The 21,936-nt window shown below is 41.8% G+C and carries 17 protein-coding genes and 2 tRNA genes; 11 read left to right on the forward strand and 8 right to left on the reverse strand.

The window, feature by feature from the left end; all coding sequences use genetic code 11:
* Window positions 1-177 precede the first annotated feature (177 nt).
* On the reverse strand, window positions 178-2,820 hold the full coding sequence (locus Q3A68_RS03805) for a glycoside hydrolase family 2 protein (RefSeq protein WP_302899722.1): 2,643 nt from the start codon (window positions 2,818-2,820) through the stop codon (window positions 178-180).
* A gap of 102 nt (window positions 2,821-2,922) precedes the next feature.
* Here Q3A68_RS03805 and Q3A68_RS03810 point away from each other — a divergent pair, with 102 nt between their 5' ends.
* The 3 genes from Q3A68_RS03810 to Q3A68_RS03820 all read left to right on the forward strand — a co-directional run bounded on the left by Q3A68_RS03810 (window position 2,923) and on the right by Q3A68_RS03820 (window position 4,203).
* The gene (locus tag Q3A68_RS03810; protein WP_302899723.1) at window positions 2,923-3,192 is read left to right on the forward strand and encodes a hypothetical protein; all 270 of its coding nucleotides are present in this window, start codon (window positions 2,923-2,925) and stop codon (window positions 3,190-3,192) included.
* A gap of 274 nt (window positions 3,193-3,466) precedes the next feature.
* Window positions 3,467-3,631, forward strand: coding sequence for a VOC family protein (locus Q3A68_RS03815; protein WP_302899724.1), 165 nt, complete (start codon window positions 3,467-3,469; stop codon window positions 3,629-3,631).
* Window positions 3,632-3,780: 149 nt separating this feature from the next.
* Window positions 3,781-4,203: an organic hydroperoxide resistance protein gene (locus Q3A68_RS03820; protein WP_302899725.1), complete on the forward strand. Its 423-nt coding sequence runs from the start codon at window positions 3,781-3,783 to the stop codon at window positions 4,201-4,203.
* 113 nt (window positions 4,204-4,316) lie between these two features.
* Here Q3A68_RS03820 and Q3A68_RS03825 read toward each other — a convergent pair.
* Window positions 4,317-4,400, reverse strand: a tRNA-Leu gene (locus tag Q3A68_RS03825).
* 31 nt (window positions 4,401-4,431) lie between these two features.
* Complete coding sequence (gene hscB / locus Q3A68_RS03830; protein ID WP_302899726.1) at window positions 4,432-4,959, reverse strand: Fe-S protein assembly co-chaperone HscB; 528 nt, start codon at window positions 4,957-4,959, stop codon at window positions 4,432-4,434.
* A 106-nt stretch (window positions 4,960-5,065) separates the two neighbouring features.
* On the opposite strand from hscB, the gene kdsA reads away from it, so the two are divergent.
* From kdsA to Q3A68_RS03855, 5 genes are all read left to right on the forward strand, one after another.
* Window positions 5,066-5,845, forward strand: coding sequence for a 3-deoxy-8-phosphooctulonate synthase (kdsA, locus tag Q3A68_RS03835; RefSeq protein ID WP_302899727.1), 780 nt, complete (start codon window positions 5,066-5,068; stop codon window positions 5,843-5,845).
* A gap of 9 nt (window positions 5,846-5,854) precedes the next feature.
* A complete protein-coding gene (locus tag Q3A68_RS03840) occupies window positions 5,855-6,790 on the forward strand; it encodes a KpsF/GutQ family sugar-phosphate isomerase (protein ID WP_302899728.1) in 936 nt (311 codons plus the stop codon).
* 6 nt (window positions 6,791-6,796) lie between these two features.
* Window positions 6,797-7,582, forward strand: coding sequence for an ABC transporter substrate-binding protein (locus Q3A68_RS03845; RefSeq protein WP_302899729.1), 786 nt, complete (start codon window positions 6,797-6,799; stop codon window positions 7,580-7,582).
* A 66-nt stretch (window positions 7,583-7,648) separates the two neighbouring features.
* A tRNA-Leu gene (locus tag Q3A68_RS03850) sits at window positions 7,649-7,730 on the forward strand.
* Between the two features lie 120 nt (window positions 7,731-7,850).
* A complete protein-coding gene (locus tag Q3A68_RS03855; protein ID WP_302899730.1) occupies window positions 7,851-8,624 on the forward strand; it encodes a hypothetical protein in 774 nt (257 codons plus the stop codon).
* A gap of 249 nt (window positions 8,625-8,873) precedes the next feature.
* Here Q3A68_RS03855 and Q3A68_RS03860 read toward each other — a convergent pair whose 3' ends face one another.
* The 4 genes from Q3A68_RS03860 to Q3A68_RS03875 form a co-directional block, all read right to left on the reverse strand.
* Complete coding sequence (locus Q3A68_RS03860) at window positions 8,874-10,259, reverse strand: SusD/RagB family nutrient-binding outer membrane lipoprotein (protein ID WP_302899731.1); 1,386 nt, start codon at window positions 10,257-10,259, stop codon at window positions 8,874-8,876.
* A gap of 26 nt (window positions 10,260-10,285) precedes the next feature.
* Window positions 10,286-13,321, reverse strand: a complete 3,036-nt coding sequence (locus Q3A68_RS03865; protein ID WP_302899732.1) for a SusC/RagA family TonB-linked outer membrane protein — start codon at window positions 13,319-13,321, stop codon at window positions 10,286-10,288.
* A gap of 319 nt (window positions 13,322-13,640) precedes the next feature.
* Entirely contained in the window at window positions 13,641-15,464 is a 1,824-nt protein-coding gene (locus Q3A68_RS03870; protein ID WP_302899733.1) for a DUF885 family protein, read from the reverse strand.
* Window positions 15,465-15,540: 76 nt separating this feature from the next.
* On the reverse strand, window positions 15,541-16,443 hold the full coding sequence (locus Q3A68_RS03875) for an AraC family transcriptional regulator (protein WP_302899734.1): 903 nt from the start codon (window positions 16,441-16,443) through the stop codon (window positions 15,541-15,543).
* 305 nt (window positions 16,444-16,748) lie between these two features.
* Between Q3A68_RS03875 and Q3A68_RS03880 the strand changes: the two genes are divergently transcribed.
* The 3 genes from Q3A68_RS03880 (at window position 16,749) to Q3A68_RS03890 (ending at window position 20,967) form a co-directional block, all read left to right on the forward strand.
* Window positions 16,749-19,118, forward strand: coding sequence for a glycoside hydrolase family 127 protein (locus Q3A68_RS03880; protein ID WP_302899735.1), 2,370 nt, complete (start codon window positions 16,749-16,751; stop codon window positions 19,116-19,118).
* Window positions 19,119-19,380: 262 nt separating this feature from the next.
* The gene (locus Q3A68_RS03885) at window positions 19,381-19,854 is read left to right on the forward strand and encodes a Dps family protein (RefSeq protein ID WP_302899736.1); all 474 of its coding nucleotides are present in this window, start codon (window positions 19,381-19,383) and stop codon (window positions 19,852-19,854) included.
* 117 nt (window positions 19,855-19,971) lie between these two features.
* On the forward strand, window positions 19,972-20,967 hold the full coding sequence (locus tag Q3A68_RS03890) for a Gfo/Idh/MocA family protein (RefSeq protein WP_302899737.1): 996 nt from the start codon (window positions 19,972-19,974) through the stop codon (window positions 20,965-20,967).
* Between the two features lie 39 nt (window positions 20,968-21,006).
* Here the strand turns inward: Q3A68_RS03890 and Q3A68_RS03895 are convergent, their stop codons facing one another.
* Window positions 21,007-21,924 carry a hypothetical protein gene (locus Q3A68_RS03895; RefSeq protein ID WP_302899738.1) on the reverse strand — a complete coding sequence of 306 codons (918 nt, stop codon included), beginning with the start codon at window positions 21,922-21,924 and terminating at the stop codon, window positions 21,007-21,009.
* Window positions 21,925-21,936 lie beyond the last annotated feature (12 nt).

The following is a 21,936-nucleotide window of genomic DNA, read 5'->3' on the forward strand; positions in this document are numbered from 1 at the left end:
ATGTGATAGAAGTATAAATTTAATATTATCTTTTTGTTAAGTCAATTACATAAAGTCAATTAACCTCAAAATTGCCGTAACAATAAAATGTCGCTATAAAAAAGGACTGAACCACTGCCTTAACCTAAAAGAAGGTTGGGTTAAGGCAGCGGTTCAGGAATTGGAAAAATAAACTTATCAGTTTGCAATATCAACAAACCTTAAAGGTGTGTTCCAGCCATTTATGGAAACTTGTATATTTTTGTCGTTTTTGAATTGATCACAATCAATTATAATCTTCTTTTGCTCGCCTGGTAAAACAGTGAGGTAGTTATCACTATAAAATACCGGTAGAAGTCTGGCTTTGGTACTGCCCTCAGTTATTGAAACCCTATTGAAAAATGCAGGAACATTCTGTTTATCATTGGTAAGGGTCACTTCAACTTTACCCGGCTTCAGATATTTGGCATTTACAACCAGTTCGCTCTTATTCATTTTCTGTAACCCTGAATAATTCCCTTTACTGTCAGGTATCCAGTAAATGTTTTGAGTAATTGGCTTTTTATCAGCATCCTGAAATTCCAGGTCGAGGAAGATACCCTTATCCGCTGCTAACTGGTCGACTTCCTTTTTAATTGAAAAATATTTCTTGGCAAGTGCAGGGCCGACATCAGCAAAAACCTGGTTAAGCACAGTCTCCTTACCATCCATGTCATAAGTCTTCACAACCAGCATCATACCGCTGCGAGGCTTAAAGGTATTATTAACCGCCATTACGATACCATTAACCGGATTATACATGATATGTAAAGGCTCGCTTCCGTTATGTAAACCATATAAGCAGGCATTCGGGTCGAGGTAATAATCATACATCTGACCACGCATGGCAGTCCATGGGTTTTGAGTTTTCCAGATGATGGTTCCGGTATACCATTCCCACATGTGAGCGCTAAATCCCTCCATCAAACCACGATATTGATCATAGTTCACTAACTGAGCTTTGAAAGCAAAGTCTTCGGCATTTTTTGCCTCGCCGTATTTGTTGATGCTGGTATCATATCCTATATACTTATGATAATCCCAAACTTCGTCGGTTTTTGTTTTATGGGTTGATTCGGCATACACGGGAATATTATCCAGATGGTCTTTTGGGATGAATTTTCGTAATGATTCAATATCGCTTACGCCAATAGAACCTACCTCAGAGTTAAATGGATAAGTTTGATGTTGCCAGAACACTGATAAAGGTTGAATACCATAAGGCCCGTCGCCATTACCCAGAAGTGAATTGTACGACATAGCATCCGAATTCGAGTAATCTACAAACCAGCGTGTATTATCCAACTTTGGCATAATAGTATCGCGAAGCGCCGCTAAAATATCTTCAGGAGGAGTGATCTCGTTACCACCGCACCAGATAGCTAATGACGCATGGTTGCGCACCATTTTTACCTGATCTTCGATTGACCGTAAAAACAGCGAGTGATCATCCGGATATTTTCTTCTTGTCCATTGGTCGTCCAGTTTCATAGGATCCTGCCAGCGGCCATTGCAATCGCCTGATCCCCACATATCCTGAAAAACCAACATGCCATATCTGTCACACGCGTCATAAAACTCAGGACGCTCTATCATGGCCCCACCCCAAACCCGTATTAGGTTCAGGTTCATATCACGGTGAAAACGGACCTCAGCATCATAACGCAAATCGGATAGACGCAGCATCTCGTCAGAAATGATCCAGTTACCCCCTTTAATGAATATCTTTTGCCCATTCACCGATACCTGTCTACTTTTGGTTTGCGTATTCCATTCGGTTTGGATTTGGCGCACGCCAACCCTTGTAGTCTGTTGGTCGGATACTTTGCCATTGATTAAAAACTGGGCATGCAGGTCATACAAATTCTGTGGTCCATACCCATTTGGCCACCATAATTTCGGATTTTTCAAAACAAGATCATTGAGACTGACATCCTGCGTACTATTAGGCTTCACGGTCACATTTTTTGATATCGTTTTACCGTCGATCTCATATTCTAAAACACCTGACACAGCAGTGGAAGCAGGGTTTTTTAGTTCCGCGGTTACTTTGATAATCGCTGCCTGCTGCGGTCCGTCAACCTGTCGTATTCCTGGGACCAAAGTGATTATGTGTGTATCAGTGATACGGATTTTAGCGGTCTTATGTATAATAACTTTATCCCATATACCGGTATTTCTGTCGCGGACAGGTTGTATCCAATCCCATCCAGCTGTGTATTGTAAACTAACATTTCGGGCAATAGTACCATCACCGCCCTGTCCGCCATTGGGATTACCCGGAACATCCGGTGGGTGTACCAGTACAGCTAGTCTGTTATTGCCATTTTTATTTAGAAATGAGGTGATATTGTAACTATAGCGGAGAAACATCCCCACCTGGGGAGCTTTGTTGAGCTTTTTTCCATTCAGGTAAATATCGCAGCTATAATTTACCCCTCTGAAATCGAGATAGACCTGATCATCAGTATTGGCTTGCTCTTTAAAATCCTTAACGAACCAGTATGTATAGTAATCGCGCCCAGTTTTATAAATATCTGGAATTTGCTCGTTATTCATACCAAAGAAGGGATCTGGGACCTTCTTATTGTCCAATAAAGTTGTCAGCACTGTCCCAGGAACAGTAGCCGGCATCCAATTATCGAGATTAAAATCAACTGATGAAATTTTATAACCATCAAACTTGACACTGTTCACAGGCGCACATTTCCAACCATTGTTGAGTTCATTGCTGCTTTGGGCTTTTGCATCAGGAAGATATAGAATTGAGATAAAAAAAATGAGTAGGAGCGAAAGTTTCATATTAATTACGGATAAGGCTGCAAGATAACAATTGGCATAGTTTTGGCTTATTTTTTTAAAATATTTTTAATTTTTCCTGTATTATATTACAACTACTAACATATGAATAACCTTTTATCATTACAATTACAAATGCCCAATGGCAATACCAATGAAATAAAGCTGATCGGTAAATATGATAACCTCAAAGATTACGGAATAGACAGCTCTATGATTTATTCCGTATGGTTCGAAGAGGACGAGACACCGGGCGGTTACTTTTCTTTTTCACCCGATACCCAGGCATGGGAATATTACGGCTATCTTTCTGTTGATGAGCAGGCCCAAATCTCTAATTTCCTTGAAGGTTACCGGGAGATTAAATGGGCATAATATGATTAAATGTCTGATTGGGATGTATACAATATCCAAAAGACATGAAACCAAAGAAGTTTATCAGGAGCAATCCACGTCTTCCTGTAAAAAATCTAAGGCAAACACTGGACTATTACCCTGATGTACTGGGTTTTTATGATGAATAGACCTGGGACGACAAAAACAGCAACTTAACCGGCGGCAGCGTCAGACGGGATGATATGCGATTACTTTTTGGGAAGCCCCGGACTTTGTAAGAACCGTCAACAGTCATTCAAAAGGCCGTCTGTCTTTGATGTGGTTTGTCGAAAACATTGACGAGATATTCCAGGAGTATCAGACCAAAGGCATTGAGTTCGCCGATACTTTGTTAACTCAACCCTACGAGTTACGCGAGTTTGCTTTTGTTGATATCAATGGATATTATATCCGCGTTGCTGAAGAGGCAGAAAAGTAAAAATGTCCTTATATAAATAGCTTAATGAGGACATGACAAATAACAGACTAAATGATGACATAAAATATACCATTTGGTATATTTTATTGCTTAAAATTGTACTGTTATTTAAGCAATACAATTACAAACGCATATTATTAAGTTAAAAAATGGAAACAACTAAAAAGGTGTTGTATACTGCCAAAGTATCCACAACTGGTGGCCGTACCAATGGAACTGCAAAAAGCAATGATGGACAATTGGATATAAAGCTTTCAACTCCCGGCACTTCACGTCCGGGCACAAATCCTGAACAACTGTTTGCTGCTGGCTGGTCAGCGTGTTTTGAGGGTGCAATGGGAATTGCTGCTAAACAGCTAAATATTAGTCTGCCTGATGATACGATAATTAATGCAGAAATTGATCTAACCCTATCACCTGCTGATGGATATGCCTTGCAGGCTCGTTTGAATATCAGCATACCGGGCGTTGAGCGCGAAATTGCTCAACAGTTGGTCGACGCTGCTCACCAGACTTGTCCTTACTCTAAGGCCATCCGAGGCAACGTTGATGTTGAGATCAATTTGATATAAACAAATCTGATATTTTATTGAAAGGGCTGCGAATTGAAAATGCGCGGCCTATTTTTTTTTAATACAAGGCCAGTAAAACAACAAAGGCCCCTGACATATCAGGAGCCTTGCAGTACCCAGAGCCGGGGTCGAACCGGCACGGCCTTGCAGCCATTGGTGTTTGAGACCAACGCGTCTACCGATTCCGCCATCTGGGCCTCTTTTGGTCTGAACGGTGGATTAGTTCGTTCAAAACCGGGCTGCAAATGTATTTAAACTCTCTTTAATACGCAACAAATATTTTTGTCTGTAGTAAATATCTAATATTTCATTCAGCCGGCTTTCCTTGGCTGTATCGTCGAGTCTATGATAATCCGTTGTTAATGAGTGTAGTTTCTGATTGATGTCATCATCTACTGCCAGCACCTCATTATTGATCTCAGCCCATTGATCAGCGTCCTCAACTTCCATCAAGCGTTCGTTAATATCCATCATTTCCATCAGGAAATCGCCGGGTAATGCAGGCTTTGCACCATCAACCAACAACTCATGCTGGCGTAAAATATATTCAAGTCTTTTAGCCGGATCACTCAAAGTCTGCCAGGCTTTGTTGTTAATAGTTGATAACTCGAGAATCTCCTGCTGCTTTTCATCCGTATCATTCGCATAAAAATCCGGGTGATACTGCTTGCTTAGCTCGTAGAATTTCTTTTTCAGGGCTGGTACATCGGGATGGAAAGATTCAGGTATTCCGTAGAAATCGAAGTAATTGATCATGTCGCAAAGTTATAGGTTTTACCTGATAGGTTCGATGTTTCGATTGTTATATGACACGTACCACGTAACGCGTTTAACGTATTACCAAAAAATTGCATCTTTGTGCATGAGTTTATACGACCAGATACGGCAAAAGCCGTTCTTTATATTGGGCCCCTGCGTTATGGAAAACCAGGACCTGCTTTACACTATCGCCGAAAAAGTTGCCGAAATAGGGCAGAAGTACCCGCTGACCGTAATCTTTAAATCCTCTTTTGATAAAGCAAACCGTACTTCTATCCACTCGTACCGCGGACCCGGCATAGAAAAAGGCATGGAAATGCTGCAGAACGTAAAAGAGCGTTTCAATTTGCCTGTTACCACCGATATACATGAGCCATTCCAGGCCGCGATAGCTGCTGAGGTAGTTGATATTTTACAGATACCCGCCTTTTTATGCCGTCAAACTGATCTGTTAGTTGCAGCTGCTAAAACAGGCAAAGTTGTCAATGTAAAGAAAGCACAATTCTTATCAGGACAGGATATGTTTTATCCTGCACAGAAAGTAATTGAAGCAGGAAATGAACAGGTAATTCTAACTGAACGTGGCAATATGTACGGTTATAATAACCTGGCGGTTGATTTCAGAAATATTTATGATATGAAGAAATTTGGTCACCCCGTATGTATGGATTGTACCCATTCGGTGCAACGACCAGGTGGGGCGGGCGGTAAAACCGGTGGCGATCGTACGTTTGTACCGATGATGGCATTGGCCGCAAAAGCTTTTGGCGCTGACGGTTATTTTATGGAAACACACCCTGATCCGGATAACGCCCTGAGCGACGGTCCAAACATGGTAAAATTGCATCAGTTGGAAGAAGTTATAAAGCCTTTAATAGCCTAACACTATCGAATGAAAGACACCGCCAAAAAGGTATTTGATATTGAGATCGAATCGCTGAATGAAGTTGCTAGTGCTATCAACGATGATTTTACTGCCGCCGTTAATGCTATCTTGGAATCAAAAGGAAAGCTCATTGTCGCTGGTGTCGGTAAATCGGGCCTGATAGGGCGGAAAATAGCTGCTACTTTAGCAAGTACCGGAACTCCGAGCTTTTTCCTGCATCCCGGCGAAGCTTTTCATGGCGACTTGGGCATGGTGGAGCACGATGATTTGGTTATCTTAATTTCTTACTCAGGCGAAACGGATGAAGTATTGAAAATCATTCCTTTTCTGAAATGGAACAATAACAGGATCATCAGTATTACCGGCAATCCAAATTCAACCATTGCAAAAAATAGCGATTACCACCTGAACGTATGTATTACACGCGAGGCTTGTCCGCTGGAATTAGCGCCAACGTCATCAACCACAGTTACTTTGGTGATGGGAGATGCTTTGGCCATAGCATTAATGGAGGCAAGGCAGTTTCAGCATGAAGATTTTGCGAGATTCCATCCAGGCGGCAGTTTAGGCCGAAAGCTACTGGTAAAGGTGAAGGACCTGATGCGCAAGGAGAGCCTGCCGTTTATCAATAAGAATGCTTCATTTACAGAAATGCTGCTTTGCATGTCTGAAGGCAAACTGGGAATGGTGATCGTGGGAACCGCCGACAAAGTAGAAGGCGTGGTAACCGACGGTGACCTGCGTCGCGCGTTATTACGTAATCCGGATACTAAACAATTACATATAGACGATATGATGACCATCAATCCGGTAATCGTCGAACCTGATGAATATATCCATCAGGCTGAACAATTGATGATCGAACGCAAGATTGCGACTATACTAGTTGGTTCAGCACAAGATCGTACCGTAACAGGCGTTTATCAAATTTATAACGGTTGATATAATATGCCTCTGTACACCGATCAGATGAATCGTATGGTAGATATACCGTCTCCACCCAAAAGGATCATTTCGATCGTGCCGTCCCAAACTGAATTGTTATTTGATCTTGGACTTGAGGAGGAGATCATTGGCGTTACAAAGTTCTGCATTCACCCGGCTGATAAAGTTAAACGGAAGCTTAAAGTAGGTGGAACTAAAAAACTAAACATCAATCAGATAAAAAAATTAAATCCCGATCTGATTATCGGTAATAAGGAAGAAAACGAAAAAGATCAGATAGAAGAGTTGATGGAGCATTTCCCGGTATGGATGAGTGACATTTCTAATCTGGGAGACGCGGTTAGTATGATCCGAAAAGTAGGGGAGTTGGTTGGCAGAGAAGAAAAAGCTGATCTGATGGCCGCTACAGTTTCTGATTCTTTTGATAACCTGAAAATAAAATCTTCTTCCCTAAAAGTTGCATACTTGATATGGCGCAAACCCTACATCGTCGCCGGGAAGGGGACTTTTATTGATGATATGCTTAAAAAATGTGGTTTAAAGAATGCGTTTGAGCAGGAACGATACCCGGAAGTTTTTCCAGCGCAAATAGTAGAAGCAAATCCGGATCTGGTATTGCTTTCGTCAGAACCTTATCCCTTCACGGACAGACATATTACAGAATTTCAGGCTTTGGTACCCGATTCAAATATTCAATTGGTGGATGGCGAACTCTTTTCATGGTACGGGAGCAGATTGCTACAGGCACCGGAATATTTTAAACAGCTGATTTCGAGCTTGAATCGATGAAATCACAAAAATAATCTGTGAAATCCGTATAAATAATTATCTTTGCCGCTCTTAAAAATCCTAACTGCGGAAGTGGCGTAATTGGTAGCCGCACCAGACTTAGGATCTGGCGCCGCGAGGCGTGGGGGTTCGAGTCCCTTCTTCCGCACTGAAAGCCGTTAACTGATATGTTAATGGCTTTTTTGTTTTTAGTATTCTAAATGCCAGTTCGTTATTTATAAAATTTAGTACATTTAAGGAAACTATAAACTTAAACCCTAACGACCACATGAAACATTTATTAATTCTTCTGATGACGGTAATTACTGTCGGTCAAGCTACTGCCCAAAAAATTGACTATAAAAATAATATCATCAGCGTTGACGGAAAAGAACTCGCAAGGGTTAACAAGATCAAAACAAATTTCGGCCTTACAGGCAATTTTGAGCTTTATTCCTTATCGGTCAAAAAATTAATCATTGCAACGTTGGCTACAGATTTTGTGCCACCTAATGGTGATAATTCGTTTTATTATTACCGGTTTACATTCTTAACCGCAAACCAGGTGGGTATTTTCCCGATAGCGAAGTTATGGTCTGAAAAATCGTTTGCCAAACTGATCGGCGGAGCTAATATTATTACTGATGACGACCTTAATTCTGCTAAGGTTACCGAATTTATTGCTTATAAGAGTATGAACCCGCGAGTTGCTGCTGATTATACCGTGGTGCAACGGAGTCTTATTTTTCCGATTGTGTTAAAGGAAGATCAAACGATTGAACAAGAGCGTAAACTGATTGGTCGTTTTAAGGATCTGGGTTCGGTATCCGATGTTGACAGTTACGATTTTAGTTTGCCTAATGGTTTAACAGTAGTAAAAGTAAGCTTTACAGGTGGAAACAATGCACAAAACTTTGAGGTGTATACTGTAAAAGACAATGACAGAAGAATAGTGTCATTACCTACAAAGGATAAAGTTATTATGGCTTCTACACCGGCAAACCGGAATGAAATCGCATTGGGAAGAATTTTGCGATGGATGGTAGCTAAAGGATATTTATAGCGCCGCGAGGCATAGGGGTCTGAGTCTCTTCTTCCACACTGAACTGGGATGGTATAGAACCATTCCCAATTTTCATTTTATACTGATCGTAATACTTAAAATTCCCAGTTTGATATGTATTTAAAGCATTACTAATTTTTTTGAAATTCCCCGAAAAAATTAAAGCCACCTTACAGGTGGCTTTAAAAATGCGCCGATATTAACTGATCTTATTAATTTCAGGTTAGCATCGGCTTGATATAAATTGCTTTATTGCGCGTCCCACCAAACCCTGTCAGTCAACTTTGCGGACTGTTGAGGCTGTGGATTAGAAATAATCTCCACCTCCGGATATAATACCCTGCGAGGAACGGTAGAAAGAGCATTCGGAACCGGCGGTAAAACCGGGAACCCTGTGCGCCTGTAATCATTAAAATTCTCGAGAGAAAGAAAATTTGCTATATTTTTTTCTTCAATGATCAGTTGCTCAGCATTGGCGCTCGTGAGCATTCTTTTCGAAAGATAATTATTGGCAGCAGTGTCAGCTACCCCCAGTTTATTCATGTGCGACATAACAGCAGCTTGATAGATCGGCTGGGCGCTGGCATAGCCCGAGGTGACCAGTGTAGCCTCAGCCTTCAAAAACAGCGCCTCGGAGTAGTTTACAATATAATTGGCAGCTCCGGCTGCACCGTAAAAGTCGCCAGGACGGGAATAGTCTTCCAGCGAATTGATGCTTGTCAGGCCTTCGGGCAGGCCAGTGTATAAACCGGTGTTTGTTGCTGGCGCGACCATAATTGTTTTCCGGGGATCTTTGCGTGTTCCAAATCCGTCAACCACCGTATTGGCAAGCACTAGAGTACTGGCCGATATAAAGTTTTGCTGCCATGGGTTTTCCTGCCCCGCAGCGCCTGGATAAGCCATTTTAAAATCATCGTCATTTGACTTCATCCCATTTTCGAGGGCGGTTAGTACTAATTGCGCCTGTGTAGCAGCAGTATTGCCCGGAGCTTTGCTCAGGTGCATATAATAACGGGCTTTCAGGGTATAAGCCAGTTTTGTCCATTTGGTCATGTCACCGGCGTAAATATAATCGTCTCCATTTGGTACAATAGTGCTACCTTTTGCAATGTCAGCAATACCTGCATCCAGCAAACTTTGTATCTGGGTATAAATGTCCTTTTGAGCATCGTACTTAGGGGTTAGGTTTGCAATTCCTTTAAAGGCTTGTGAATAAGGGATATCGCCCCACAAATCGGTGCCTGTGCCCAGGCAATACGCTGTCAAAATCTTTGCAATACCTGAATAATTTGATTTCCCATCTTTTTCAGCTACCCGGTTCAATGTTACCAGGTTATTTAAGCATGTGGTATACAGATTGGTCCAATCTCCGTCCATATCTGTATTATACATTAAATAAGTACCTGCATCGGGCGCTACCTGGTTTAATGCAGCTACTTGCATATATTGCTGAACAATCGAGGCTACATTTCCGGCAAATAAGTTGGAGGATATATCCACTTCAACAGGTGCTAAAATCTGAGCTTCGCCAACAACAATAGGATTGTTAGGGTCGTTATTGACATCTATATATTTCTTACATCCCGAAATACTTATCAGGAGACATGGTAACAGAGCTATTAATATTTTTTTCATGACTTTTCTAATTTGGTAAACGATGATTAAAGCGTGAGTTTCAGGTTAAAGTCGATTGATCTTGATGTAGGTGTGGAAAAGGAATAAATCCCTTGTGAACCATTTGATGAACCGAATGAGCTTACTTCTGGATCGCCTCCTGTAAAGTGCGGTGCATAGAGCCACAAGTTACGGCCGGTAACACTTACAGCCATCGCTTTAAAAGGGCTTCCCTTTAACCAAGTTGGCTTTAAGGTATACCCTACGCTTACATTTCTTAATTTAATATAAGTTCCGTCTTGTATTACCGATTGCTCAATACCACTTATCCGTTGAAAATAAGATTGCCCGTCAACAGATATGGTATTAGGCTGGCCTGTTGAAGCAACAATACCCGGAACTACTCTGGGCCCCCTGTTTTCGGTTGCTTTAGGCGTTCCATAAAAGTAGCCATAGCCATCTACATTGTTCTGAATATCGCCGCCTTTCTTCACATCGAAGAAGAAACTCAGATTAAATTGTTTGTATTTGAAATTGTTAGTCAGGCCACCCATCCAGTCAGGGTTGGTATTGCCAATCACGCCCTGTTCCGAATCAGCATATGGCAGTCCGGTATCATCGATCAGCAGTTTTCCCTGTGCATTTCGGGCATATTTTGTACCAAAAATAGTTCCATAAGGCTGGCCTACTATTATTGTGGTAAAGCCATTCCCTATTTGTTGATATCCGTCATAAATGCTCAGTACCTTGTTTCTTATACGTGTATAATTGAGTGTTAAATCCCATTTGAAATCCTTGGTTTTTACAGGCACCACATTTAATAACACCTCCAAACCCTTATCCTGCATAACCCCCGTATTTACAGTTGTCCCACTGTAGCCGGTAGACGGAGCAGTTTGTACACCTTGTATTATACCATCTGTAGTTTTCTTAATAAAGTAAGATGCTTCAAGACTTATTCTATTGTTGAAAAATCCAGTTTCAAGGCCCACTTCAAACTCATTTACTCTTTCGTTTTTTAGTAAGGGATTACCCAGTGTCGGGCTCAGCAAGAATCCGGATTGCCCTTGATAAGGAAAGGTTATATTTCGAATGGGATTACTACTATTTTGACTCAAATAGGGTGTAGTAAGTGAATATGCCCCGACATTGCTATCGCCTGTTGTAGCGTAAGATATACGTACCTTGCCAAGGTTCATTACATCCTGCAATTCTTTAGAGAAAAACTCGGAGAATATAAAACTTGTAGCGGCTGAACCATAGGGATAGTAGTTATGAATAGTTGATAGTACGGAGCTGCCATCATATCTTCCGGTCAACGACAGGATGAGAAACCTTCTGTAATCAATATTGGTTTGAGCATAGAACCCGATCCTGCGTGACAGGTAATGGTTCTCAGAAAAGCTGATATTAGAAGCCGAGCTAATATTATTCAAACTGGCAACTGCTAATCCCAAACCATTGGCATAGGCATATTCGGAATAGGTAGAGTAAATGTTATTACCGATTATGCCGTCTATATTAAAATCGCCAAACTCGTGCTTCGCACTTATGATCAGGTCGTTATTAAACTGTCTGAACATGGCATTATTGACCACGATACGGCCATTGGGGTTAGATACCGACTGAGCTGATTCATGATAATTATCCTGCTCGGTATATACGTCTGCTCCAAACCGTTCAGTTACCGAAAGCCAGCTCAACGGCTTATAGTCAGCAGTGAAAGTAGGCAGGAAACGATTAATGGCGGCGGTATTAGATATATTATTCAGTACCCAATATGGGTTATTCCTCGAATAACGGTATAAACGTTGCGTACCATCTTCATTTTCATAGGGTAGCATATTATAAGATATCGGAGCCGCGAAAATGGTCCATACCGGGCTCTCCAGGGCATAACCTTCAGGCATGCGTATATTTTGGGTATTCGAATAATTTAGCTGGAAGGTAGCAGTTAAGTTCTTCACTATCTGCGTACTGTATTTGGTGAAGATGGTGTTCCTCAAAAAAGACGTATTAGGCACTGTACCTGTTTGGTTGAAGTTGGAATAAGATACAAAGTAATTTGAAACCGGACCACCCCCATTTATACTAACCGTATTGTTATAAGTGTGCCCAGTTTTAAAAAACAGATCGGCCTGGTTATACTTTTTAGCAGGCTGGCCATTGATCTTCAGGGTGTCCATTAAAGGCCCCCAGGAGGTACTTGTTTTCTGGTTTGTACCGTCATAAAATATCCCATGTGTACCTTGTGCATATTTATCCTGAATTTGAGGGAGCCACGGATTTTCGAACGAAAAATCGGACGAAAAATTAATAGTAGGTTTCTGATTGTTGGCACCGTTTTTTGTAGTAATAATAATTACTCCGTTTGCACCGTCCGAGCCGTACAAAGCTGTGGCAGCAGCCCCTTTTAGCACGTTAATGTTATCAATAATTGAAGGGTCTATATCAGCTAGCCTATTGGTACCGGGCCCGGAATTGAGATTGCCCGTCTCGCTATTATCTATAGGCACACCATCCAAAATCATCAGAGGATTGTTATTTCCATAAAAAGAGGAAGCACCACGAATAACAATACGTGACGAACTTCCCGGTGTACCCGACGAGGTGGTAACCTGCACGCCAGATACTTTTCCATCAATAGCATTCACCAGGTTTGGGTCTTTCGCCTGTACCAGTTCATTACCCTTTATTTCCTGGCTGCTATAAGTCAGAATCTTCTTCTCACGCTTTACACCCAGGGCTGTAACAACTACTTCATCAAGCTGCTGGTTATCCTCGGCTAATCTGATCTCAATGCTTTCGTTGTTTGTTAAATTAATTTCCCTGGTAATATAACCTATGGCAGTTATTACCAAAGTTGCAGGCGCTTTATAGCTTATCTCGAAGGCACCCTGTGCATCGGTCGCGACACCACGGGTAGTGCCTTTTATTTTCACCACCACACCCGGCAAAGGCGTGCCATGTGAATCCAGCACATGGCCCTTGAGGGAGATTCCCTGGGCATATGCGGCTGAATAGAGTGCAAGCACTCCCAAGCAGCAAACAATCAGCTTTTTAAGTACATGTTTTAGCTTCATAGTCAATAGTTTTAAGTTTCTTTTCAATGATCAATTAGTAAGTAATGGAGCAGTAAAACTATCGGGTAACGACCGGCTTTTTTTTCAGGAATCTTGCTAACAGTTGCAGTATTTTAACATAGTTGTTACATAAAGTTCACAGATCGTACTTAGAGAAGATTTATGCGGAGAAATGTCTGGCCGCTAAACACAGCAAGTGGTGCAAAAACAAGACGTGTTCATAAAGGCGCCTGATATCGCAAAAAAGGGATCAAACCATGAGGCTTAAGAAAATGAAACGTAGTTTATTCAGGATAATATCCCGGGGATCTTATTCGGGCTATTTGCCCAGGTCGTAAAACCGCCAGCTTGTGTTAAAATTTTTATTCAAAGGCGCGCCGGTAAGTATCGCTCTTGTCATTTCAACCGGGATAAGGTTTTCTTTAATAACGGCATCGTTGAATTGCTTGTAAGTCATCTTTCCGTTGTCTACCAGCTCTTTTTTAAGGCTCATCAATTGTAGTCCGCCAACCAAATAAGCTACCTGGTACAATGGCCCATAGCCCCCTTCAAATGACCGTCTTACCTCACCTTCAGCATTTGCTCGTTCATGGCCCACTCTGTCGGCCAGGAAATCGATGCATTGCTGCGGTGTCCAGTTACCCAAATGATAGTTGAGCGAGAAAATAATGCGTGCACACCTATGCATCCGCCAAAACAACATGCCTACCCGTTCTTCGGGTGTTTTAGCAAAACCCTGGTCGTAAAGCAGCAGTTCCCAGTATAACGACCATCCTTCAATGGCAAAGGGTGTAGCAAAGTCCTGACGGTAAGCTTTATATCTACTGCCCATAAAGTATTGCAAATTGTGCCCCGGTATCAATTCGTGCTGTACGGTACCCCTGGAAAAGTAGGGGTTATTGCCGCGCATGCTCATCAGCTTGTCGTCCTCCTGCATAGTGTTGGTCGGATAGGAAATGCTGATTTCACGGCCTCCCGTAAAAAACGGGTTTACCAGTTGCCGCTTTGGTGTCATCATAATCATGCCCCAGGTTTCTTCAGCAAGAGGAGGTATCGTGATCAGATCCTTCTCATTTATAAAGCTGATAGCATCATTATATAATTTCAAAATCAGTTCAGGCTGTTTACCAGGCGCTACATAGCTGTTTTTCACTTTTTCCAAAGCTTTCTTCCAATCGTCGCCGTAACCCATCTCCCTCGATGCCTTTAGCATTTCTTTATCGCACCATGCAAATTCCTTTGTTGCAAGCCTGATCAGTTCCTCAGGCGTATAGGGTATCATTTCGGCGTTTAGCTGACGAATGATCTCATCACGACCTATCGGAACACCTTTTATGCCGCTGCTGTCGGGCTTTTGAGTAGTTAGAAGCTTCCCTTTTTTTATGATCTTTTTACCATAAAGCGTTAATGCGCTGTCCAAAGCATTGTATGGCTTTGGAGCCCAAAAGGTGAATAAAGGATCGTAGCCATTATAAAAATCAAAAAAGTTCTTCAGTCTGAATTTTAGCCCAGTCACCGCCTCATGAGCTTTAGCCGCAAGCTTCATATCCAAAAATGGTACTTTACTTATGGCAATGGAGTCTGTCTTAAGCTTTTTTAGAATTGAATTCAAGTGATCGGCCACTTCCTGTCCATCCATTGCCGCGCCGCGCCGGCGTTTTTGCTCCAACAGATAAATGTCATCTGCAAACGAAATGTACTTCCTGATACTATCATATTGTTCTTCCTCCTTTTGAAGGCTTCCCAGCTCGAACCTGATTTTCTTCTTTAGCAGGATATAATCTACCTTTCCATAAACGCTCATCGCGTCAAAATCAACCTGGTCAAGTTTATTAAGATAATCATTATTGACCTCTGTCAACCGCTTCCTTTGTTCGGGCGAGTTCAGCACGGGATATTTCTGCTGATACTCCTCGTTAGGATTAAGATGATAAGGCCAGTAAAAATCTTTGATTGCATTAATATCCTGGCCATATTGAATGACCAGTCCGCTGACCTCACTTGCCTGTTCATACAGGCTCGATTGCTGATTAATTTTTTGTGCTTTCGCATCAGCCTGGACTAATATAGTCAGGAGTAAGATAAGGCTCTGTACAAAAAGCTTATTACTGTCGAATGATCTCCGATTTTTAAAACAAATCATGATTAAGATATTAGAACTTAGAATTTCATTACATGGCATAAATCTGCCAAGCAGGTTATTTAAAAAGAGCAAATTGTTAGCTTGCAATTTTAGAGGCACTGTTCACACTATTTAGATAATTATCAAGGTACTCACGTGGCGAAGTGCCAATAACGCATTTAAAAACACGGTTAAAATTGGTGATGCTCTTGAAACCACATTTATAGGCTACTGTCGATATGCTCTCGAACCTATGCGCGGTTAGCTTTTTGCAGGCCTCGTTTATCCTTATCTCGTTGAGGAATGATATAAAGGTGTGCCCGGTGTGTTTCTTAAAGTACCGGCAAAACGATTCGGGGGTCATGCAAGCCGCCTGGGCAATATCTTCTAAGGTGATGGCTTCCATGTAGTTTTTCATGATATAATTGTAGATATTACCGATCCTGATACCTTCGTTTTCGGTGATGGCAGGTAAATCGCCATAAGACGAAAGTGGTTCCAGCTTAGTATCAATTTCCATCATGCTCTCCAGCAGTCCGAAAAACTGCACAAGCTTGTTGGAGCCAGCAGCATTCTTTACTTCAATCATCGCCTGTGAAACCTGCTGAAAATGATTATCGGGGACTTTGAAACCCTGTTGATGCTGTTGCAAAAAAAGTTTCAGGCTTTTCATTTCGGGTAACTCAAAAAGCGGCGATAATAAACCGGCAGGATTGAAAAAAAGAGTCATTGCCTTGATCATTTTACCGTTACCGGGTTTGAAATATTCAGGGTTGCTTTTGAATAGATGAGGCAGGCTGCCACCCAAAAAATAAATTTCGCCCGACGAATAAGCATGCATATTGTTGCCAGCTATCAAAGTTCCTTCACCTCGTTGTATCCAGGTCACCTGCACCTCCTTATGACGGTGCAGATAGGGGTAGTGATAAGGTAACTCCACCTGCTCCGTGATGACACTTTTGTCATGAACTACCGGGATAGTAAATTGTAATACTTTCATAGCTCGGCTTTTAATCTTTTTCTGAAATTTACAATTATTTAACCCAAATATTCAACTGTTTTACTATAAAGGTTAATATATAAGAAAACACTGCTAAAATGTGTGTCAATATCACACTTATTCAAGAGAAAAAACAAAACAATGCTACTATTTTATGCCGGGTAGTACAAAACCTGCCACGAATATTAACAAGATAAAATTTGCACAGCACCAGTCAATAATTTGCCACTATTGCTTGTCGTGTCTGATAATTTTGTTTTCCGAAAACTTAAAGAGTATCTTGCTAATTTAATAACCTGAATTAAATGAATAAATATCTTGCAATTGCTGCATGCTGTTTGTCAGCGACCTTCTTTGCCGCTCACAAAGCGAATGCGCAGTCATACGTACCTGAGTTAAATGATAACCGTTTGGCGATAAGACCTAAAATTGAGATCAAGGCCTACTCATTTGACCTGCAGGATGTGCATCTGCTGAAAAGCCCTTTTCAGGAGGCGATGGAAAAGGACGCGGCTTATTTATTGTCCATCGAGGCGGACCGGCTGTTGTCGGGATTTCGATCGCACTCAGGCCTGAAACCAAAAGGAGCCTTATATGAAGGATGGGAGTCGTCGGGACTGGCCGGGCACACGCTCGGGCATTACCTTTCAGCAATTTCGTTGCATTATGCTTCTACCCACGACCCCAAGTTTAAAGAAAGAGCTAATTATATTGTAAAAGAACTGAGGGAGTGCCAACTGGCACGTAAAACAGGTTATGTGGGCGCGATACCTAAAGAAGACACAATATGGGCTGAAGTTGCCAGGGGTGATATCAGATCGAGAGGATTTGATTTGAATGGGGGCTGGTCGCCCTGGTACACCGTACATAAAGTAATGGCCGGGCTACTGGACGCCTATTTATATTGTCATAGCCAGGAAGCGCTAACCGTATGCAAAGGAATGGCCAATTGGACTGGTGAGACGATTAAAAACCTTAACGATGACCAATTGCAAAAAATGCTGTTATGCGAATATGGCGGTATGGCCGAAACACTTGTAAATTTATATGCCATCACCTCAAACCCGCGTTACCTGGCGCTTTCTTATAAATTTTATGATAAGCCTATTCTCGATCCTTTAGCTGAGCAAAAAGACATCCTTGCAGGAAAGCATTCCAACACACAGATTCCAAAAGTTATCGCCAGCGCCCGGCGCTACGAGCTTACCGGTGATCTGAAAGATGAGCGCATCTCAACCTTTTTCTGGGAAGCGATAACACATAATCACTCCTACGTAAACGGCGGCAACAGTAATTACGAATATCTTGGCGAGCCTGGAAAGCTAAATGACAAACTTACTGAGAGCACCACTGAAACCTGCAACACCTATAACATGCTGAAACTCACACGGCATCTGTTTGCTGCTAACCCATCGGCAACTTTGATGGACTTTTACGAGAAGGCATTATACAATCATATACTCGCTTCGCAAAACCACAGAGACGGAATGATGTGCTATTTTGTGTCGCTGCGTATGGGCGGGAAAAAAGAGTACAGCACCCCATTTACAACGTTCACCTGCTGTGTAGGCTCAGGCATGGAGAACCATGTCAAATACAACGAAAGCATTTATTTCCGGGGGAGTGACGGCAGCTTGTATGTCAATTTATTTATCCCATCCGTACTTTACTGGAAGGACAAAGGCGTTACCATTACTCAAAATACAGGCTTGCCCACCGATAACAAAGTTGATCTTACTATAAATACGCTGAAAACAACAGCTTTTGCAATACGCATACGCAAACCTAAATGGGCCGTTAATTATTCAATTAAAATTAATGGAGCCGCACAAAAGGTATCGGCTGACGGACACGGATACCTTGTTTTAAACCACAAATGGAAAAACAAGGACAAAATTGAGTGCACCTTTGAGGAAAATCTCTATACCGAAGCTATCCCGGACAATATGAATCGTAAAGCACTATTCTACGGTCCAGTGCTGCTTGCTGGTGTGCTGGGCGATACTGAGCCCGATCCGCTTAAGGGCATACCAGTTTTTGTGACCAACACAAATGATCCTAATCAATGGTTGCAAATGACCGATCCCAAAAATCTCACCTTCCAGACTAAGGGTATTGCGAAACCAACCGATATTAAACTTATACCTTTTAATCAAACAACGAATCAATATTATTCGGTTTACTGGGATGTTTTCTCACCGGAAACGTGGGCCGCGCAACAAAAGGCTTATCAGGAAGATCTGAAAAAACAACAGGCCCTTGAAGCTCATACTACCGACGTAATACGTTTGGGCGAGATGCAACCAGAGCGGGACCACAACTTTACCGGTGAGCACGAAATAACCGGCGAGGATCATCAGAAAAAATGGCGATCGACAGAAAACGGGGGATTTTTAAGTTTTGAAATGAAAACGGACACAGGTTCACGAAATACCTTGATCAATACCTATTGGGGAATGGATAATAGGGGTAGGGTATTCGACATCCTGGTCGACGGCGCTAAAATTGCAACAGAGGATTTGAATAAATATAAAGAGAGTAAATTTTATAACATATCCTATGATATTCCGGTTGAATTAACGAAAGGGAAATCAAAAGTGACGATAAAGCTGCTGCCTAAAGCCGGTAACGGTGCTGGGCCGATATACGGATGCCGGATGGTGAAAAATAGTTGAAGATGATGAAATAAACCCGGTCAATTTGGCTGGGTTATTAATAAAGTATTTCAAAGTGTTGTAATGCGTTCCATCCGTTGCACTGACAGCCAATAACCTAAAAAGTTGTTTGCTTGCTTTATTTTATGTGTCCTTCCCAAATTATGTACTGGTAAAGCCAACGTCAATTTTAAATCAATTGTCATTTCACCAATCCACATTTCCTATATTTGTTCTACCTTGAAATTACAGTAAAACACACTTATTCTTTAAACCCATACCCATGAAAACCAATATTGGAATCTCCGAAGAAAACAGGAAGGCTGTTTCCACTCAACTTGCAAAGTTACTCGCCGACGAATTTGTTCTGTACACCAAGACACGTAACGCGCACTGGAACGTGGAAGGGCCTGATTTTCATTCGATGCATTTGTTTTTTGAGTCACAATACGAAGAACTTGATGAGATAATGGATAGCGTTGCAGAGCGTATTCGCATGATCGGTCATTATGCACCCGCTACCTTGAAAAGCTTTTTACAGCTTACTCATTTGGGAGAGCTCACCGAAAGATCAAACGATAGCCTCGGCTTCATCCGCGAACTGGTTGAGGATCACGACAGCATTATTCAATTTATCAGAGGAAATATTAATCCCTTTGCCAATGAATACGGCGATGCAGGTACCAGCGATTTCATCACCGGGCTGATGGAAACACACGAAAAAATGGTGTGGTTCCTACGTTCGCATCTGAAATAGCAAAGTAATCTGCAACCTATAAAAAGGGCGGATAGCATGTGTTGTGTTATCCGCCTTTTGTTTATACGCACTCAATTAATCTATCTTCGTATATCGCTTAAACATAATCTAACCAAAATGAGAATTATTCGCTGGGGTATTTTAGGCACAGGGCGCATCGCACGTAAATTTGCATCCGACCTTAGATTGGCAGAAAATTGTGTATTAATAGCCATCGGCTCGCGCAGTCAGCAATCAGCTGATGAGTTTAACAAAGAATTTCCGGTGCAATATTGCCATTATAGCTATGAGGAATTGGCTCAAAACCCTGAAGTCGATGTAATCTATATAGCCACGCCCCATAATCTGCATTATGAAAACACCTTGCTGTGCCTACAACATAACAAAGCTGTATTATGCGAAAAACCTTTTGCCATGAACAGCAGGCAGGCTGTCGAAATGATTAACATGGCAAAAGAAAAGAAACTTTTTTTAATGGAGGCCATGTGGACTAAGTTTCATCCCCACTACATCAAAACGATTGAGATGATAAAGCAGGGTTTATTGGGCGAAATCAAGTCTGTATTGGTAAACTTTGGTTTTAAACCAATCCCACCTATCCCTGCCAGGCTATTTGATCCTGCATTGGGTGGCGGCACCGTAATGGATATTGGTATTTATAATATATTCATAGCAATGAGTGTGCTTGGCAAACCCGACCATATTGAGGCTACCATGACACCCGCCTCTACCGGCGTTGACGAGCAGTGCGCTGTACTTTTCCGCTATAAAAATGGGGCTTTGGCCCAATTGTTTTCTACCTTTTCTTCTAACCTGGCAACAGAAGCCGACATTAGCGGCACCGACGGAAGGATCAGGCTTACATCGAGGTTTTATGAGCCGTCCTCCAACATCGAGTTTTATAATGGACGACCGGATTCAAAAGAACTTATCGCTGTACATAAAGAAGAAGGTTTTGGTTATCAATATGAGGCCCGGCATGTAAATGATTGTTTGAGAAATGGGCTAACAGAAAGCAATGTCGTTTCCTTTGCCGATACTCTTTTAATGATGGAAGTACTGGATAAAGTCAGAAATATAGCTGCCATTCATTATCCGGCCGATGAAGTTTAACCGGTTTTATATCGCACAGACTTTTTACATTATATTATATCAGTGACCTTGTACTTTATGATTTTGGGGCGGGATAGATTTTAAGTAAGTGTACATAACATCTACATCCTGGTCACTTAGCCTTTTAAATTCAGGCATTGGCGGGTGTAGTTTTCCGCTGGGTGATTTGCCTTCTTTTACAGCTTCACGGAACTGTATTTTGTTATAATTGCCAATCCCTGTCTGCTTATCCGGGGTAAGATTTGAGGCATATATTTCGCCCCCTGACGGGGTTTTAAATTTCATACCACCCGCCATATAACCTTTGGATTGCTCAGGAATAAGATAATTTAGCTTGGTAAGACTTTTTGAATGGCAATGAAAGCAGCCAATGTTGTCTATTAAATAGCGACCTGCGGCAACTGAGTCGCTTTCGTTCGGCCTTTTTATTTCCGTTTTATAAGGCAGAGGCTTCGCCATCATGTTCATTGCCATTTTTCCAATCCATGTCAAATGACTAATTCCGATAGATGTATCAGCAGCAGCTACGGCCGGATCATCGGAGCGGAGATAACCTATGATATCATTAAGGTCCTCATCGGCCATATTGGGCCTCAGCATATAGGGGATAAAACGACCATCTCGGGCTATGCCTGTTTTGAGCAAATATTTTAACTCTGCATCTGTATAGCGGGGAGCAATGCCATTTGATTTGGATTTGGTAAGATTTGCAGAATATACTTTTCCCACAATACCTGGCACTTCATGAATACGCTTCCCGATAAATTTACCGACAGAGGGATCATAATGACATCCGCCGCAAATACTGTAAACCAATACCTGGCCATGTTCCAATGTAGCTTCCGAGCGTGTAGCTGTAAAGCTTGATTTTGTGGTATCAAATTTTGTTTTACAACTGCCTATAATAACGGCAGCCGATAAGATACTTATTGCTGATAGCCGTTGATATTTTTGCATGGCACAGAATTG

This window comes from Mucilaginibacter tolerans (assembly GCF_030519375.1).
GTDB lineage: Bacteria > Bacteroidota > Bacteroidia > Sphingobacteriales > Sphingobacteriaceae > Mucilaginibacter.

Bases quoted from the DNA above. Each gene is read 5' to 3' on its own strand.
- Q3A68_RS03860 (WP_302899731.1), bottom strand. From the start codon at position 10,259: ATGAAAAAAATATTAATAGCTCTGTTACCATGTCTCCTGATAAGTATT.
- hscB (WP_302899726.1), bottom strand. From the start codon at position 4,959: ATGATCAATTACTTCGATTTCTACGGAATACCTGAATCTTTCCATCCC.
- Q3A68_RS03865 (WP_302899732.1), bottom strand. From the start codon at position 13,321: ATGAAGCTAAAACATGTACTTAAAAAGCTGATTGTTTGCTGCTTGGGA.
- Q3A68_RS03890 (WP_302899737.1), top strand. From the start codon at position 19,972: ATGAGAATTATTCGCTGGGGTATTTTAGGCACAGGGCGCATCGCACGT.
- Q3A68_RS03845 (WP_302899729.1), top strand. From the start codon at position 6,797: ATGCCTCTGTACACCGATCAGATGAATCGTATGGTAGATATACCGTCT.
- Q3A68_RS03880 (WP_302899735.1), top strand. From the start codon at position 16,749: ATGAATAAATATCTTGCAATTGCTGCATGCTGTTTGTCAGCGACCTTC.
- kdsA (WP_302899727.1), top strand. From the start codon at position 5,066: ATGAGTTTATACGACCAGATACGGCAAAAGCCGTTCTTTATATTGGGC.
- Q3A68_RS03810 (WP_302899723.1), top strand. From the start codon at position 2,923: ATGAATAACCTTTTATCATTACAATTACAAATGCCCAATGGCAATACC.
- Q3A68_RS03895 (WP_302899738.1), bottom strand. From the start codon at position 21,924: ATGCAAAAATATCAACGGCTATCAGCAATAAGTATCTTATCGGCTGCC.
- Q3A68_RS03870 (WP_302899733.1), bottom strand. From the start codon at position 15,464: ATGATTTGTTTTAAAAATCGGAGATCATTCGACAGTAATAAGCTTTTT.
- Q3A68_RS03840 (WP_302899728.1), top strand. From the start codon at position 5,855: ATGAAAGACACCGCCAAAAAGGTATTTGATATTGAGATCGAATCGCTG.
- Q3A68_RS03885 (WP_302899736.1), top strand. From the start codon at position 19,381: ATGAAAACCAATATTGGAATCTCCGAAGAAAACAGGAAGGCTGTTTCC.
- Q3A68_RS03820 (WP_302899725.1), top strand. From the start codon at position 3,781: ATGGAAACAACTAAAAAGGTGTTGTATACTGCCAAAGTATCCACAACT.
- Q3A68_RS03855 (WP_302899730.1), top strand. From the start codon at position 7,851: ATGAAACATTTATTAATTCTTCTGATGACGGTAATTACTGTCGGTCAA.
- Q3A68_RS03805 (WP_302899722.1), bottom strand. From the start codon at position 2,820: ATGAAACTTTCGCTCCTACTCATTTTTTTTATCTCAATTCTATATCTT.
- Q3A68_RS03875 (WP_302899734.1), bottom strand. From the start codon at position 16,443: ATGAAAGTATTACAATTTACTATCCCGGTAGTTCATGACAAAAGTGTC.